Annotated in this window: 12 protein-coding genes; 8 read left to right on the forward strand and 4 right to left on the reverse strand. The window is 60.8% G+C overall.

What is annotated here, in order from left to right:
- Together DVDV_RS08640 and DVDV_RS08645 are read left to right on the forward strand one after the other, a co-directional pair.
- The coding region (locus DVDV_RS08640) for a radical SAM protein (protein ID WP_254845317.1) at positions 1–1,624 on the forward strand (1,624 nt) is incomplete at its 5' end.
- Positions 1,625–1,646: 22 nt separating this feature from the next.
- The gene (locus DVDV_RS08645) at positions 1,647–2,258 is read left to right on the forward strand and encodes a LysE family translocator (protein ID WP_075354280.1); all 612 of its coding nucleotides are present in this window, start codon (positions 1,647–1,649) and stop codon (positions 2,256–2,258) included.
- 200 nt (positions 2,259–2,458) lie between these two features.
- Here the strand turns inward: DVDV_RS08645 and DVDV_RS08650 are convergent, their stop codons facing one another.
- Together DVDV_RS08650 and DVDV_RS08655 are read right to left on the reverse strand one after the other, a co-directional pair.
- Positions 2,459–5,746 (reverse strand): PAS domain S-box protein, encoded by a 3,288-nt coding sequence (locus DVDV_RS08650; protein WP_075354281.1) that lies wholly within the window; start codon positions 5,744–5,746, stop codon positions 2,459–2,461.
- Positions 5,747–5,967: 221 nt separating this feature from the next.
- Positions 5,968–6,177: a hypothetical protein gene (locus DVDV_RS08655; RefSeq protein WP_075354282.1), complete on the reverse strand. Its 210-nt coding sequence runs from the start codon at positions 6,175–6,177 to the stop codon at positions 5,968–5,970.
- A gap of 681 nt (positions 6,178–6,858) precedes the next feature.
- On the opposite strand from DVDV_RS08655, the gene DVDV_RS22205 reads away from it, so the two are divergent.
- Positions 6,859–7,521 (forward strand): hypothetical protein, encoded by a 663-nt coding sequence (locus DVDV_RS22205; RefSeq protein ID WP_139311566.1) that lies wholly within the window; start codon positions 6,859–6,861, stop codon positions 7,519–7,521.
- Here DVDV_RS22205 and DVDV_RS22725 read toward each other — a convergent pair.
- Entirely contained in the window at positions 7,501–7,884 is a 384-nt protein-coding gene (locus tag DVDV_RS22725; RefSeq protein WP_175577083.1) for a hypothetical protein, read from the reverse strand. The genes DVDV_RS22205 and DVDV_RS22725 overlap by 21 nt on opposite strands.
- Before the next feature lie 398 nt (positions 7,885–8,282).
- Between DVDV_RS22725 and DVDV_RS08660 the strand changes: the two genes are divergently transcribed.
- The gene (locus DVDV_RS08660) at positions 8,283–9,395 is read left to right on the forward strand and encodes an acyltransferase family protein (protein WP_075354283.1); all 1,113 of its coding nucleotides are present in this window, start codon (positions 8,283–8,285) and stop codon (positions 9,393–9,395) included.
- A 715-nt stretch (positions 9,396–10,110) separates the two neighbouring features.
- Here the strand turns inward: DVDV_RS08660 and DVDV_RS08670 are convergent.
- Positions 10,111–10,572 carry a helix-turn-helix transcriptional regulator gene (locus DVDV_RS08670; protein WP_083634725.1) on the reverse strand — a complete coding sequence of 154 codons (462 nt, stop codon included), beginning with the start codon at positions 10,570–10,572 and terminating at the stop codon, positions 10,111–10,113.
- Between the two features lie 619 nt (positions 10,573–11,191).
- Between DVDV_RS08670 and DVDV_RS08675 the strand changes: the two genes are divergently transcribed.
- The 4 genes from DVDV_RS08675 to DVDV_RS08690 all read left to right on the forward strand — a co-directional run bounded on the left by DVDV_RS08675 (position 11,192) and on the right by DVDV_RS08690 (position 16,474).
- A complete protein-coding gene (locus tag DVDV_RS08675) occupies positions 11,192–13,018 on the forward strand; it encodes a methyl-accepting chemotaxis protein (protein ID WP_217694124.1) in 1,827 nt (608 codons plus the stop codon).
- A 27-nt stretch (positions 13,019–13,045) separates the two neighbouring features.
- Entirely contained in the window at positions 13,046–14,632 is a 1,587-nt protein-coding gene (locus tag DVDV_RS08680; protein ID WP_075354287.1) for a chemotaxis protein CheW, read from the forward strand.
- Entirely contained in the window at positions 14,610–15,680 is a 1,071-nt protein-coding gene (gene cheB / locus DVDV_RS08685; protein WP_075354288.1) for a chemotaxis-specific protein-glutamate methyltransferase CheB, read from the forward strand. The genes DVDV_RS08680 and cheB overlap by 23 nt, the downstream gene beginning before the upstream one ends.
- Positions 15,681–15,850: 170 nt before the next feature.
- On the forward strand, positions 15,851–16,474 hold the full coding sequence (locus tag DVDV_RS08690) for a HEAT repeat domain-containing protein (protein ID WP_075354289.1): 624 nt from the start codon (positions 15,851–15,853) through the stop codon (positions 16,472–16,474).
- Positions 16,475–16,481 lie beyond the last annotated feature (7 nt).

The raw sequence follows: 16,481 nt of genomic DNA on the forward strand, positions 1-16,481 counted from the left end.
ACCGGCTGTCCCCGAATGGGGCGGCCGTTTGCCTGTTGCCCTGACCGTGCCCGGCGATGCCGCCATGGCCCTGTCCGCCCTGGGCTGGCAGGCCGTGTGGCGGGTGCTGGCCGAAAATCCCGCCCTGGCCGTGGAACGGGTCTACACCAGAAGCACCAACCCGCCCCAGGCCGAAGACTCCGGCCACCTTCTGGCCGATTTTCCGCTCATCGCCTTCTCGCTGTGCTACGAGGAAGAATACCTCGACGCCGCAACCGCCCTGGCCGCTGCCAATATCCCGCTTCGCCGGGAGAAAAGGCCGGATTTTCCCATTGTCATGGCCGGCGGGCCCCTGGCCTTTTTAAATCCCGCCCCGTTTCTTCCGGCCCTTGACCTGCTTTTTATCGGCGAGGCCGAGGCCGGATTGGCCGCAGTCATTGCCGCCATCGGCCGGGTTGCCCTGGCCGGCGGGGACAAGGCCGCCTGCCTCGATGCCGTGGCCGGCCTGCCCGGCGTGTTCCTGCCCGGCCGCACGGCAGGCCCGGTGGTCCGGGCCACGGCCCTGGCCGAGGGGTCCTCGACCCTGTTGGCCGGGCCGGCCCATTCCTGCTTCGTGTCCGGCCACGCCGAATTTCGCGACATGTTCCTGGTCGAGATCAACCGGGGCTGCCCCTACGGCTGTCGCTTCTGCGCCGCCGGCTATGTCTACCGGCCGCCGCGCCAGTCGCGTCTGGCGGACTTGCAGGCGCTTATTGAAGACGTCTCACCCCGCAAGATCGGCCTGGTCGGCACGGCGCTCACCGACTGGCCCGATTTGATCCCCTTTCTCATCTGGCTGCGCGAACGCGGCACCAAGTTTTCCCTGTCCTCGGTGCGCGCCGACGGCATCACCCCGGAACTGCTCACCATCCTTCGCACTGCCGGCCTTCGCACCCTGACCCTGGCCCTGGAAGCTCCCAGCCATCGCCTGCGCACCGCCGCCAACAAGCACCTCTCTGTGGAAGCGCTCCTCAGTGCCGTGGCCCTGGCCGGCAAGCACGGCGTCAACCACCTGAAATTTTATGTTATCATCGGCTGGCCCGGCGAAACGCCCGAAGACTACGACGAACTGCGCCCCCTGCTCGAACAGATCGCCCAAGCCGCCTCCATTGGCGTTGGCAAACGCGGCGTGGCCCACGCCACCCTGTCCGTCAACCCGCTGGTCCCCAAGCCCTTCACCCCCATGCAGTGGGCCCCCATGGCCTCCGAGGCCGCCATCGAAGCCGGCTACGCCCGCATCAAACTGGCCGCCAAGGGGCTCAAGGGCTTTCGGGTCGAGACCGAAACCGCCTCCATGGCCCGCCTGCAAGGCCTGCTGGCCCGGGGCGATGAGCGCCTCTTTCCCCTGATCCAGGCCGCCATCACCGCCGGCAGCTTTCGCCGGGCGCTTAAAACCTGGGACGGCGACCCGGCCGAATACCTCGACCGGCAGCGCCCCAAAGAGGAACGCCTGCCCTGGGATATGATCGACAACGGCATCACCCGCGACTTCCTCTGGCAGGAATGGGAGCGCTACCAGGCCGGCATCGCCACGGCCAAATGCCCGCCGGCCGGCTGCGAAAAATGCCGCCGCTGCGGTATTTACGAGGCCGGGCAGGGGGCGTAAAACGCCGGCAAAGGAGTTCGCCATGACCTTGCCGCTTTATCTTGCCTTCATTGCCGCTGCCGTCTTCCTGCTGCTTATCCCAGGCCCGACCGTGCTCATGGTGGTCGGCTACGGACTGGCCGAAGGCCGCAAGAACAGCTGGCCCCTGGTCCTTGGCGTGGCCCTGGGCGATGCGGTCGCCCTGGCCTGCTCCGTGGCCGGACTCGGCGCAGTCCTGGCCGCCTCGGCCTCGGCCTTTACCATCCTCAAATATATCGGAGCCCTCTACCTCATCTACCTCGGCATCGGCATGATCCGCTCCGGCAAAGCCGCAGCACCGGCATGCACCGCCGCCAGCCCCCGCAGAAAATTCCTCCACGCCTTTGCCGTCACCGCCGCCAATCCCAAATGCATCCTCTTCTTCGTCGCCTTCCTGCCCCAGTTCATCAGCCACGACGCCCCGGCCGGACCGCAACTCCTGTTGCTCGGCGTCACCTTCGTCATCCTCTCCGCCATAAACGCCACCACCTTCAGCTTCCTTTCCGGCACTGCCGGCAGCCGCATCCAGGACCCCCGGTTCATGCGCCGGTTAAAGGGAGTGGGGGGCGGCGTCATGATCGGCGCCGGCGTCCTGACCGCGGCCGCACGGCAGTAGCGAGAAGGAAAAGCATGCCTCCGGCGGCCGGGGGGGATGCATCCCCCCCGGACCCCCTGAAAGGGGACGCGGCAGTGGGGACCGGGTAAGGGACTGTGGCGTGGGCGGGGGGGGCCAAGACGGTTGGCGCGACAGCCCGGTTCGCTCGGGGAAGGCGGGATACCGCACTGGCCGGGGCTCGGGGCAGCGCTACGATTGTCTCACGGCCGCAGGGCCAGCCAGGTTTCGAGGGTGGAGAGGAGCCGGGCTTTGGGGATGGGTTTGACCTGGAAGTCGTCGCAGCCGGCTTCCAGGCTGCGTTGCCGGTGTTCGTCGAAGGCGTGGGCGGTCAGGGCCACGACCGGGGTGCGGGGCCGGCCGAGTTCCTGTTCCTGGTGGCGCAGGGCCCGGGTGGTCTGGTAGCCGTCCATGCCGGGCATTTCGACGTCCATGAGGATGATGTCGAAGGGCTTGTCCATGAGGGCAGCCAGGGCAGCCTGGCCGCTGGGAGCCCAGGTGATCTTGAAATTGGTGTCTTCGAGCATGAGCCGCATGACTTCGGCATTGGTGGGGCTGTCTTCGACCAAAAGGACGGTGGCGCCTGGGCTGATGGCCTTGGGGGCTGCGGTCGGGGGAATCGCTGCGGGCAGGATCGGAGCCGGGCGCAGGGGCAGGGTGAGGGTGAAAGTGGAGCCGTGCCCCTGGACACTGTCGACCGAGAGGTGCCCCCCCATTATTTCCGTGAGCTTTTTGCAGATAGCCAGTCCCAGGCCCACGCCGCCGAACTGGCGGCTGGCGGAAGCGTTTATCTGGGTGAAGCGGTCGAAGATGAGGGCCTGTTTGTCGTCCGGAATGCCGATGCCGGTATCCCGGACGGCCAGACGCAGCTTGGGGCCGCCTGTTTCGCCATCCTGGCGGCCGATTTCCAGGACGATTTCGCCTTGCTGGGTGAATTTGATGGCATTGCCGAGGAGGTTCACAAGAATCTGCCGGATGCGGTCAGGGCAGCAGTACAGGCGCGGCGGGAGTTCGCCGTGGCTTTCCAGGCGCAGCTCCAGCTTTTTTCGCGCGGCGTCCGGGCGCATCATATCCACGAGTTGTCCGGCCAGTTCGAGGATGTCGCAGGGTTTTTCCTCCATGACGAGGCCGCCGGCTTCGATCTGGGACAGGTCGAGGATGTCGTTGAGCAGGGCCAGCAGGGTGCTGCCGGCCAGTTCGATGGCTTTGATGGCGTGGGTCTGCTCGCTGGTGAGCTGGGTGGCGCCTAACACATCGACCATGCCGAGGATGGTGTTCATGGGCGTGCGGATTTCGTGGCTCATGGTGGAGAGGAATTCGCTTTTGGCCTTATTGGCGGTTTCGGCGATTTCCTTGGAGCGGCGCAGGGCCTGTTCCATGGCTTTGCGTTCGGTGATGTTCACGAGCACCGACAGGATGCAGGCTTCGCCGTAGGCATGGTTGGGCACGGCAGAGAACAGGACGGTGACGGGCGAGCCGTTTTTGTGCCGCAGTTCCAGTTCCTTGCCAAAGATGGAACCGGCCCGGGACATTTCCTTCAGGATGCTGTCGCGGTCTTCCTGTTGCCGCCACAGGCCGATGTCGGAGGTGAGCCGGCCGATGATGTCGGATTTGCTGTAGCCGAGCATTCGCGCGCCGGTTTCGTTGATGTCAATGAGCCGGCCTTCATGGCGAGTGCTGATGGCGATGCCGACAGGGGTGAAGCGGAAGATCTTGGCGAGTTGGTCCTGGCTTTCGCGCAGGGCTTCTTCATCGTGCTTGCGGCGGGTGATGTCGGTGTGGGTCCCGGCCATGCGGATGACCACGCCGCGCGCGTCCTTGAGGCTGGCTCCCCGGCCGAGAATCCAGCGGTAGGTGCCGTCCTTGTGGCGCATCCGGTATTCCACGGAAAAGTTGTCGGTTTCGCCGTCGGCGCAGCGTTTGTTGGCCCGGATGACGGTTTCGGCGTCGTCGGGGTGGATGCGTTTGGTCCATTCGTCGAGGAGTTGCGGGATTTCGTCTGGCGTGTGTCCCAGGATTTCCATGTATCGGGGTGAATAATAGACGATATTGGTTCGCAGATCCCAGTCCCAGATGCCGTCGTTGGCCCCCAGGGTGACCAGGGCATAGCGTTCTTCGCTGGCCAGCAAGGCTTCCTCGATACGCTTGCGGTCGGTGATGTCGTTGCCGATGCACAGGATTTCGGCCAGCGCGCCCGAGGCTTCGCGAAGTCCGCGTACGGCCCAGGCGATCCAGACAGATTCCCCGCTGCGGCGTTTATGCTGGCGGGTCATGGACCCGGCGTTTTCCGGCGCGTTGAGGATGACCTCCAGGGTCTGGACCCAGGGTGAGGCCTGGGCGTCGTCCGGGATGTCGATAAGGGAGCCGATTTCCCGGCCGAGCATCTCATCAAGCCCGTAGCCGAAAAAGTGCAGGCCGAAGACATTGCAGAAGGTGACGCGTCCCATGGGATCAAGGCGCAGGATGACGCTGGCGGCGCTCTGGACCAGTTCGCGGTGGCGTTCCTCGCTTTGGTCCACAGCGGTCAGCAGCTGGTTGAGCTTATGGGACTGGGAGCGCACGGTGCGGCGCAGCACGGCATTGAGCGCCAGCAGGATGACGGCGATGGAGACGACGAGGGTCAGCGCCCACAGGGAGTAGCGCACAGTTGTCGAGGGGAACAGGGACGCCCCGCGCCATTTTTGGTCGATTTCTTCGTACTGTTTCGAGGAGATGCGGGAAAAGCCGTCCTCGACGAGGCGCAACAGGGCCTCATTGCCTTTGCGCACGGCCCGGTGGAAATCGCCGTGATAGAGGGTGAAGGCCAGCCGGAAGTCGCCTTCCAGGCCGTATTTATACAGGTAGTACAGGGCCGGCGGCTTATCGACGCAGAAGATCTTGACCTTGGCGTCCTGGGCGGCCCGGACGACGCCTTCGTAGCCGTCGAAGGCGGCCAGGGGCAGGATGCCCCGGCTGGAGAGGTAGTCCACGCTGGCATCGCCGCGTTTGACGCCCACGGTGAAGCCGCGCAGGGTTTCCAGGTCGCGGATGCCGCTTAAGTCGTTGTGTACGAACACCGGCACTTCGATGCGGGCGTAGGGGGCTGAAAAACTGTAAAGTTTGTCGCGATCCGGATTGCGGAACATGGTGTCGATGACGTCGGCGTTGCCCAGGAGAAATTCACTTTGGGCGGTGTTCCAGTCCATGGGCCGCAGCACCACGGGAACACCGGTCATGGTCTCCCAGAGTTTCCAGGTATCGACGAGGATACCCTGATAGGTGCCGTCCGGAGCGGCGAAGATGTAGGGGGGGTAGTCCATATCCAGGGCTACGGTAATGGCCTTGGGCACGGCGGGCCGGTGGGGCTGTTCCTGCTCTACCCCGTTGGCGGAGGCGGCTTGCACCGGTGCTGGAGCAAACAAACCGGCCAGATACAGTATCAACGCCAGAATCGCCAGCAGGGCGGCTGTCGTTTGCCTCAGGTACGGTTTCTGGTGTGGCGGTATGGTCATGGACACCCTGCGGCGCTGGAGGCGTTGAAGGGTGGAGATGGGGGGCTGCTTTGTGTCTGCATGGCCATGAACATGGATTTCTGTTTCTTTCGCATTACAGGTGCACGCTGTTCGCTCTTGTCATGGCGTGAAGACTTTTCGTCTGTGCCAACCGCACTCTATGATAATCTGATGATGGCAGCAATGGGGAGAGGAGGTTTAAGGCGGGCGCGGCCGGCCGGTCAGATCGCTTTGTCTGCTCGCAAAACAAGTTCCAGCCAGCGAAAGAGTGCTTGCCCAAGTTTGTCGAGCAGCAAGGCAAGAAAAAAGAGCAGGCCCAGGAGAACAATGAGGGGCAGCCCGACGCAGGAGATGAAAATGGTATTGAGTACGATGTAGCGAGGCGGCAGGAGATATTCGTACACGCCCGGGTGCAGGCTGGCGAGGCTCATATCCGGGAGCCCTCCGTGCCGTACAAGCACGTAGAGGGAGTAGCCGGCGCAAAGCACTGCTCCGAGCCCAAATGCGCCCAGGATGCAAACCCTCACGGCCAAAAGTATCGTCCCAAGGACGGCGCTGATGACACGAACCATTGGCGGCAACATACGCAAGGAAGCCTCCGCTGACCAGAAGCGTGATTGGGATGGGCTGGAATCGGCGATCTGCCGCGTGGGCCGAGGTCCACGCTACACTGTCGGTCCTCTGGTCGGGCCCGGTCGGTGAAGGCCGAGGCGCACCATGTCGCAGTCCGCGTTGCGAAGCATTGCCAAGGACAGTCAGAAACCCCGCTCCACCGAAGCCGGGGGCGTTCGACATCCAGGTGGGGGGGCGCCAGCGGCCAACGCGTTCTGATTCTTTGAGGAGGATGGCTTGTGTCGGGCGATCGGACCGCCAAAGTGGGACAGGTGGTCAGCGACGCTCTGGCGCATGTCTTTGGCCATTGCTCCAATCGCCTGGATTCGGTTCTGTAGCACTGCCGCAATCTTCAGGAGTCTCAATGATGAGCGACCTGTTTCCATGCGGAGGCGGGCCGAACATTTTCGTTGCATTGTGGAGATGGGCTTGGCATATGGAGTAAACGGGCCAAAAACTTTTTCAGGCAAGCAGCTTCCAATACAAAGGAAGGTGTCGCGATGAAAATGAAAACTGCCATTATTTTGTCGTGTTATGTATTGCTGAGTTATCCGCTGCGGGCAGATGGCAGCCCTGTTGTCTCAAACATATATATAGATCAAGCCGGATACTCAACGCACAATGTCGTGTATTCATTTTGGCAAGAGGATACATGGTACCAATCAGCGGTTATCTCATCATCATACAATTACCATGAAACGGCAAGTGGCTTGCTGTGGAGTTTAGAGGATAGCACATATGAATTTTACATAGGGAACCTCAAGGGGAGAAATATTATATCTGCAACGCTTTATTTGAAGCCTGCTGGAGCCAGCTCTATAACAAAGCTTCAAACAGATGTCGTCTCTACGCTTACGCATGTTGAAAAAACGAAAGCTGTAACTGGAAACCCTGGTGTGGACAGGGTTGTTGGAACTGAGGTTCTCGCAAATATGCATTATGGTGATGTCGGCAATACTATTCCTGTTGATGTTACCTCCTCCATCAAGGCTGATCTCGCAAATGACCGAAATTGGGCGGCATTCAGCACTGTTCATGTTGAGGTTGATCAAACATCTTTCTATTGTCCATTCTATGGTGCGGAAGGATTCGTCAGCTACCTCGAAATCGTTCACACGATGCCTGCCGGCATTGCTCCGATGTCACTTTTGCTTTTGGATTGATTGTAGTGAAGAAAGGCCATGGATGGATTTTTTGAGGTGATTGGCTGTTGCATTTTTGAAGGTTGCGCGCTTGAGCTGTCCATTAAGAGCAATTGTAACGTTGTTGGACACAATGAGAACGCGGATTATGACTGATTGACGGGATTTGAAGAGCCTCCTGGGAGCGGATGCTGGACGCTTTCCAGCGGAGAGTTCTAGCGCAGTGCCACGTTGTCTTGTCAAATCCGCCGCGCCGGGGCAGTTCGCCTTCCTTGCAGACGGCAAAGTTGAAACGTCCGGGAACTTTTCGCCGTCATGGCGCTTGTTCCTCAAGATGAAGACCACCACCAGAACATAAACGCCCACGGCAAGGGCAACGGCCATGATCCATTCCATGGGGCTGGCCGGGAGCAGGCGGGGTCGGGCTTGTCGCTCTGCCTTGCTGCCGGGATCCGTTGCGCCTGCATGTCGCGTCCAGGTGGTCGGGCGGGGTGCAGTGCCCCAGGCGGCGGGGGCACAACGGGCAGCACAACCAGAACGCCAGCAATGGGCAGCACGGGCAAGAAGCGAACAGGACGGGCAGAAGCGTGCAGGCGTAAGCAGATTTGCTTGTCCTCGGCGACAGGGCCGCGCCTCGCCGGCATTGTCTTTTCAGTCGGGAGGGACTGGCGTATCGACACTGGAAGCGAGGCTTCGGTCGCAGGCTGTCTGGGAATACGTCGTGGAGCGGCGCGGGCGAGGTCGTCAACCGCACAAGTCGGTTTGGGGGTCAGGTACACGCGATGTCCGAGGCATATAAAGGCAGATTGATCTCCGTTGACTGTATGCGGGGGCTGGTCATTGCCTGGATGATCCTGGCGAATAATCCTGGAGACTACCTGCATGTCTACCAGGAACTGACGCATACGCCCTGGAACGGCTGGACCGCCACGGACTTCGTTTTCCCTTTGTTCCTCTTTATTGTCGGCGTATCCGTGGCCTTGTCCGTCAACCGCGAGACGGTGCGGGCCGGCGGCGTCATCCATTTCTGGCGCAAGGTTTTCAGAAGATCTGCGATCCTTATTGCAATCGGTCTGTTGGAAAACGCCTATCCTTACTTTGATATGGCCAGTCTGCGCATTCCAGGCGTGTTGCAGCGCATTGCCCTGGTCTATCTCGCCGTGGTCTGGTTGCATGTTCGCTTGCAAAACAAGGGGATCGTCGCCGTGGTTGTGGCTGTTCTGGTTGGCTACTGGGCGCTTATGGCTTTTGTGCCCATTCCAGGCATCGGCTATCCAAGCATGGATTCCCATGCCAATCTTGAAGCTTGGCTGGATCAGGTCATGCTGCACAACCACATCTGGCAATACGACACGCAATGGGACCCTGAAGGCATTCTTTCCACCTTTCCCGCCATGACGCTGGGGCTGATCGGCGTATTGGTCGGCCGGTGGCTGCGTTCGGGGAAACCAGGGATGCTGCGGGCGTTTGTCCTGGGGCTTGGCATGGTTTTGACCGGTCTGTTGTGGCACGAGTGGTATCCGATCAATAGATCTATTTGCACCAGTTCGTTCGTGTTGTTCGTGGGCGGGTTTGGCGTCATGCTGCTTGTCGCCTGTCATTGGCTCATTGATCGACGCGGCAAGACGGCCTGGGCCAAGCCGTTCGTGATCATGGGCGTCAATCCGTTGGCGATCTATGTCGTCGCCGAGTTTGTCTCGGCCACGCTGTATTGGATCAAAATTCCTGACGGGAGGCCCGGGGGCATACATCTGCAAGCGTATCTGTTCAAAGCACTTTTTGCCGGCTGGACATACAGCTATCTGGCTTCCCTGTCCTGGTCCGCTCTCTTTTTGCTGGTGATGTTCCTGGGGGCGTGGGCGCTGTACGCGCGCCGCATCGTCGTCAAACTCTAACATCCCCGTGGGGGACAGCGGCATGTGCAGAGGTTTGCGGCGTCGGTCAGGCATGATCCGCAACAGGGGCGGACCCAGGCCCGAACCGACCAAGCGTCCGCCTGGAGCTGCGGCTGGGCCCGGCGTCGAAATAATTTCCACGCTCATGAAGGACGCAGTCGAGCACAGGGGCCTGAAAGAAGGCTCCAAGGGCAAAGCCATGGTCAAGGCTTCCAGCGTCATGGTCGTCACCGACGAGATCTCTCGCCTTGCCCCGCCATTTGAAAGGTCTCGCAGTATTGAGCCGCGGGGCCTTTTCCTGTGCGTCGCTCCTGTGGCTGGGCAGATCACTGCCCTCAATTTTGAGTCGAAGGCCGTGGGCTGGTGACGCAATCCGGCGCCGCGACAGTATGCAAACCGGCAGCTTCATTTTGAGCCGCCGGATGGGCCGGCTGGACATGCTCCCGTGCGCCATGCGGGTGGCTATGGCAGGGGGGCAGTCAGGCGGGCGGGTATCTGCCGGGGACATTCCCGTCCATCGCAAACGGATTCCCGCCGGTGAGGGGAGGGCGGTCAAAGGCCGGCAGTCCCCAGCAAGTCCCCGGCACGGGGAAGCCGCCCGTGCCCGCCGCCGGACTGGGCGTGCCCATGGGCTTGCTGGCCGCCGACAAGCAACTCGACGAGCAAAGGCGATGGTCGAGACTCTTGCGGCCTTGCCTGCCTCTGCCGGGACACGTTACGTATCTTTATCGTATATTGCCTCATCTCCTCGGGCGTTGTCGAAGCGGTCATCCATTTTCTGATTCGCCGCAGCATGGCCGGACAATGGGCCGGAACTGGCCGGCTTTCCTCTGACGATTGCCTCGATACCCTCGGCAATTCGCGAACTTGGCATGCCGAGTTCGGTTTGGAGTCGCTTGTAGGCGTACATTTCCCGTTGGGTGGGAGAGAGGGTTGCGGAGATTTCTTCGGCGGGGAGAGTCGTCCCGGTCTCGCCCCGGGCATCGAGCGACATATCGCCCTCGCCGGTCAGGAGCCAATTGGCGTTTACCCGAAAATCTCGAACCCAATTCGACATTATATCGGCTGCGGGCTGACTGTTGCCGGCGAGATAGGCTGATATCGTTGCGCTGCTGACGCACCCAGAGGCGGCGAGCTGCTTCTGCTCAAGCCCAAAATTCTTGACAAATTTTTTCAATCTCGCCCCAAAAAGCCGCGCGTTGCTCAGGCGTTGAAGTCGTTTTCGTTTTTTTCATAGTATTTCGATTTTATCTAGACAAAGTTCGATTTTATGATTAGGTCACGGGCAGGGAAATGGCAGAAGATAGAAAAACACAAAATACGGGCACACAGTCATTGCAGCTAAAGAATGCAATCCAATTGCACTATTATCCTACCATCTTAACATCTCCTTTGTCAATCTGGCTGTAGATCTGGATGAGAATTCGATCATCCAGGGTTCCGTCCCGCCGCCGATTTTTCCCCGTCGTCGGGCCCAGACATCTGGCCGCCCGTATTTCAGTCTTTTCTCTCTTGCCCAAATGACGCCTTGATTGGCAGCCGTTGCCTCTTTCGTGAGGTGTGCCCCTGGGAGTGCGACAGCCAAGGGGCCAGAACAATGCTTTGGGAACCGTCCCAGGCCTGGTGGAGTCCCTTTGCCTGCGTGCAGGGGCCGTCGTGGAGAAGCCAGCGACGCTTGGCCGTAATCCTATCACCCCCCCCTTTTGAGGAGTTACGCCGTGGCCCTAATCAAGAAGAACACAGCAGCGCTTGCCCCCCCCGCCAATAAAACCGTCATCTCCCGAGAAGCGGAGGCATTGCGCAAAAAAGCCCGGACGCTCGCCAAGCAACAGCAGGCCGCGGAACGGATCGCTGCGGCCACGGCGGAGTTGTCTTCCGGTATAAACGAAGCGGCCTCCGCTGCAGAAGAATTGAAACGCTCCACCGAACAGATCGCTTCCGGAGCCGAGGAAGCCTCAGGGGCGGCCCAGGAGTCGCTCACCGGGTTTCAGCAGATCGGGGACAGGATCACCCGCCAACTGGAGAACGCCGCGGCCATCCAGGAGAAAAGCGAAATAAGCCAGGGCCTGATCGCCACAACAATTTCGGAAGTGACAAATATTGTGCTCAACGTGGCGGTCACCGCCCAGCGGCAGTCGGCGTCTGTGGAGATGGTTGCTGAGTTGGAAAAGCAGGCGGCCAATATTGGCGATATCGTCAAGGCCGTGGCCCGTATTGCCGACCAGACGAATCTGTTGGCGCTCAACGCAGCCATCGAAGCGGCCCGCGCCGGCAAGCACGGCAAGGGGTTTGCGGTCGTGGCCGATGAAGTGCGAACCCTGGCTGAAACTTCGGAAAAAAGCGCCAAGCAGATTCAGGAACTGGTGGGGCAAATCCAGCAGGATGTGAAGAACATTGCCGACGGAATCAACACCTCCGCCAAATCTGTCGAGCAAGAGGTGGAAAAAAGCGAACTGATCAGCACCCAGCTCGAACAGGTCCGCGCGGACATGGTCGAAATCGTCCGGGGAGCCCGGGAGATTGCGGCCGGAGCCCAGCAGTCGGCCACCGCCGCCCAGCAGGCCCTGCGCGGGTCCAAGGATATCGCCGCCGCTGCCGAGGAACAGTCCGCCGCTGCCGAAGAATCCGCCCAAACCGTGGACGAACAGACCCAGGCTTTGTCTGTGTGCGAGCAGATGGCGCAGACCCTGTCGGAACAGGCCGAGGATTTAAAGACCTCGACTGATGTGGCCAAGAGCGCCGAGGAGGTGGCCGCCGCTGCCGAGCAACTCTCCTCTGCCGTGCAGGAAATCAGCCGTTCCGGGGCGCAGATCATGACCGCCATCGAGCAGATCCGCAAGGGTGCCGAGGTGCAGTCCGCCGGGAGCGAGGAATCCGCCGCCGCCAGCGCCCAGATCGAGAAAGGGCTGGAGGTCGCGCAGCAACGGGCGACGGCCAGTGCCGAAAAAGTGGCTGCCATCAAACAACTTTTGGCCGACAACAAGAATGCCGTCGATGCCCTTATCGCCGGGATTTCCGCTTCAGCCGAGGCGTCTCGCGGCAGCATCAAGCAGATCAAGGCCCTGGAATTGGTCTCCCGGCGTATCGACAAGATCGTGGACGCCATCACCACCGTGTCGATCCAGACCAACATGCTTGCGGTCAACGGCGCCATCGAAGCGGCTCGGGCCGGAGAATTCGGCAAGGGTTTCGTGGTGGTCGCCACCGACATCCGCAATCTGGCCCACGATTCTTCCGAGAATGCCGACCGGATAAAAGATCTGGTCAAAGCCGTGCAAGACCAGATCGGCGTCGTGGCCCGCGACCTGGACGAGATCGTGGCGACCGGCCTATCCGAGGTGGAAAAAGCCAAAGCCACCACAGCCAACCTGCTGACCATCGAGACCTCCATTGCCGTCGTGGAAACCGGCACCCAGGAAATCCTGGAGGCGTCCATCGAAATGACCACCGTTATTGGCCAGGTCAAAAAAGGGGTGGAACAGATTGCCGCTGCGGCCCAGGAAGCTGACAAGGCCGCCACCGAAGCGGCCTCCGCCGCCAAGCAGCAGGCGCAGGGGGCGGAAGATCTGGCCGCCGCCATCGAAGAAGTCGCTTCGCTCGCCGACGAACTGCAAAGTGCGTAACAGCGGACTGTTGCGGGAGATGCCCTTATGACGACAGAAATACCGGAAAAATGCGGGGACGCGGCCAGCCCCGCAAACGATACCCTGGACGAATTTGCTTCCAACACCCGCCAATTCGTCACCTTCGTCACTGGAAATGAAATCTTTGCCGTGGACATGGCCCCGGTGCAGGAAATCATCCGCCTGCCCGAGGTGGTGCGGGTGCCGCTGGCCCCGGCCACCCTCGACGGGTTGGCGAATCTGCGTGGCAGGGTGCTGCCGATTATTTCCCTGCGTCGGGTCTTTGGTTTCGCCGAGCAGGAGCACGACGACGCCACCCGTGCCGTGGTGGTGGATGTCGGCCAGCCCCTCGGCTTCGTGGTGGACCAGGTGGCCAGCGTCGTTGGGGTGGAGCCGGGCCAGATCGAGGATGTGGGCGCTTTGCGCAGCACGGTGGACACCGAGCTGCTCTCCGGGCTCATCAAGGATGTGGGCGGCCACGCCATGATTATGGTGCTGGATTTCGAGAAGCTCATCCAACGTCAATTTGCGGAAATCGCCGCCATCGCCAAAACCCATGACACTGCAACTGGGTTGGCCGCCAGTGTGGAAGGTGAAGAAGACGAGGTGAGCGATGAACTGCAACTGGTGAGCTTTGAGGTCGCCGGCCAGGAATACGCCCTGGCCATCGAAGATGTGCAGGAGATCGTCCAGATACCGGAGACGATCATTCATGTGCCGCATTCCCAGTCCCACGTGCTCGGCGTCATGACCCTTAGAAACCGCCTGTTGCCCCTGGTCGACCTGCGCCGCATGTTCGAACTGACGGATCGGCCACTGGACGAGAAAAGCCGGATCATCGTGCTGGCTCTGGGCAGTGCCTCAGTCGGCGTGGTGGTGGACGGCGTGAGTGAAGTGCTGCGGGTGGCCAAGGCCGAAGTGGACGCCATGCCCGCCATTTTTGCCCGCGAAAAAGAACTCGCCGATATTACGGAAATCTGTCGATTAAACGAGGGCAAACGCCTGGTGTCCATCATCACGGCCCGAAACCTGTTTGGCCATAGCGCCGTCAAGGAGGCCCTAAACGCCGTGAACGACATCAACCAGGAAGCCGGACACGAGACGGCCGCGATGGAAGAAGACCTGGATGATGACGAGCAGGTGGTGGTTTTCCTTCTGGACAAAGAGGAATTCGGGGTTCCCATAGCCAGTGTGCAGGAGATTGTGCGCGTGCCCGAGTCGCTCATCCATGTGCCCAAGGCACCCCTGTCCGTTGAAGGCGTTATCAACCTGCGTGGCAGCGTGCTCCCGGTGATCGATTTGCGTCTGCGCCTTGGGCTGCAACGCGGGGAACGCTGCGACCGCCAACGCATTGTCGTGTTCCTGATTGCCGGTGTGCGCACAGGGTTCATTGTCGACCAGGTGGCCGAGGTGCTCAAACTCCCCAAGGCGGCCATCGAACCGGCGCCAGTCCTGTCCAGCGCGCAAGCCAAACTCCTGTCGCGCATGGCCAATCTGGAAAAGCAAAAACGCATGGTGCAACTCATTGAGCCGGCGCATCTGGTCGAAGGTCAGGAGCTGGCGGCAATCGTCGCGGTCACGGAGCAAGGCAGTGATCAAGCTGCTCATTGTTGATGACTCGGCGCTGATGCGCCGCCAATTGACCAGTCTTTTCGAGGCCGAGGGCGACTTCGAGATACGCCAGTCGAAAAACGGCCAGGAGGCGGTGGACGCAAACCGCGAGTTCCAGCCGGATGTGGTGACGCTCGATATCAATATGCCGGAGATGGATGGCCTGACCGCCCTTTCGCTCATCATGGCGGAGCGGCCGGTGGCCGTGGTGATGGTTTCTTCACTCACCGAACAAGGGGCGTTGGCCACCTTCGAGGCCTTAAATCTCGGGGCGGTCGATTTCATCGGCAAACCGGGCGGCACCATCTCGCTGTCCATCGGTGCGATACAAACCGAACTGGTGGCCAAGGTCCGCAGCGCCGCCCGGGCGCACTTGAAAGGAAAAGGGTCGGGCCGCGGGGTATCGGTTCCGGACACGAAAGGCGGGCGGGCGCTCAAGCCGGCCCGCCCCGTGGCCCTGCGGCGTGGTCTGGCGAACGAGGGCCTGGTCCTCATCGGCGTGTCCACCGGCGGGCCGCGCACCCTGGAGGACATCCTGCCGCTACTTCCCGTCGACTTTCCCTGGCCGGTACTGGTGGCGCAGCACATGCCGGCGGGGTTCACCAAATCCTTTGCCGACCGTCTGGACCAGATTTGCGCCCTCCAGGTGGTGGAAGCGGACCGGCCCGTGCCCGTCCAAGCCGGCACAGTGTATATCGGCAAAGGCGGGGCCGACATGGTGGTCGCCAGGCGGGCGGGGCAACTCACCGTGCTCCCCAAGCCGGAAACGCCGCAATTCCTTTGGCACCCTTCGGTGGAATTGCTCGGTCGCTCGGTGCTCGAGCACTGCGACCCGGCCCGGGTGACCGCGGTCATGTTGACCGGCATGGGCTATGATGGTGCGGACGTGTTTACCGAAATCAAAAAGCGTGGCGGGCGTACCATCGCTGAATCGGAGCAATCCGCCGTGGTGTTCGGCATGCCGGCTGAACTCATCAATCGCGGCGGCGCAAACAAGGTGCTGGATTCTAATAAAGTAGCGTCCCAACTCATGAGTTGGGCTTGTTTATAAATGAAAGCGAACCTGCCCATGACATCTGTGGGAAAGTGCTTACTGTAAGTGAGCCTTCATCTCTAGCGCAAGATCTATGCCTTGCTCCATTTGAAAACAGCAAATCCATTTAGAATCACCGTCTCTATGGTCTCTGTGCGTTCCGGAAATCGTCTCAACGAGGAAAGAGTATGCCTCTCATCATAAAGAAAAATAGCGAGCCGTTTTTCCGGGACGAACGCAAACGCAATAGAGACTGTTGCAGTTTACTGGAAGGATTGGCTGACCCCGATCCAACCACCCGCCGTTGGGCCGCGAGAGATTGCATCGATTGCCTGGGAGCTGCTGCCGCCTTGGTCGGGCGCTTGAAAGTCGAGCAGGACATTTCAGTGCGGGAAGTTATCTTCACCACCTTGACCCGCATGGGTGATCCACTCGCCGTCGCCGGCCTGGTGGCTTTCCTGCGTAGCGAAGACCCGGCTTTACGCAACGAGGCCATCGAGGCCATGAAACAACTCCCCGATGAAATGGCACCCATTTTACGGAATTTGCTGGCCGATGCCGATCCGGATGTGCGTATTTTTGCGGTCAATATCCTCGAGTCTCTGCGCCACCCACAGGTGGAGGCCTGGTTGCTCGCCGTAATTGATAATGACCTGCATATCAATGTCTGCTCCACAGCAGTGGATTTGCTTTGCGAGGTTGGCACGGAAGCAGCGTTGGAGCCACTTGCAAGGCTCAAGGCCCGTTTCGCCGACGAACCGTACATTCAGTTCGCCACGGCCCTGGCGTTGGCCCGTATCGGCCAGGCGTGAAGCGATC

Origin of the sequence: Desulfovibrio sp. DV, assembly GCF_001936595.1 — a bacterium.
Taxonomy (GTDB): Bacteria; Desulfobacterota; Desulfovibrionia; order Desulfovibrionales; family Desulfovibrionaceae; genus Solidesulfovibrio.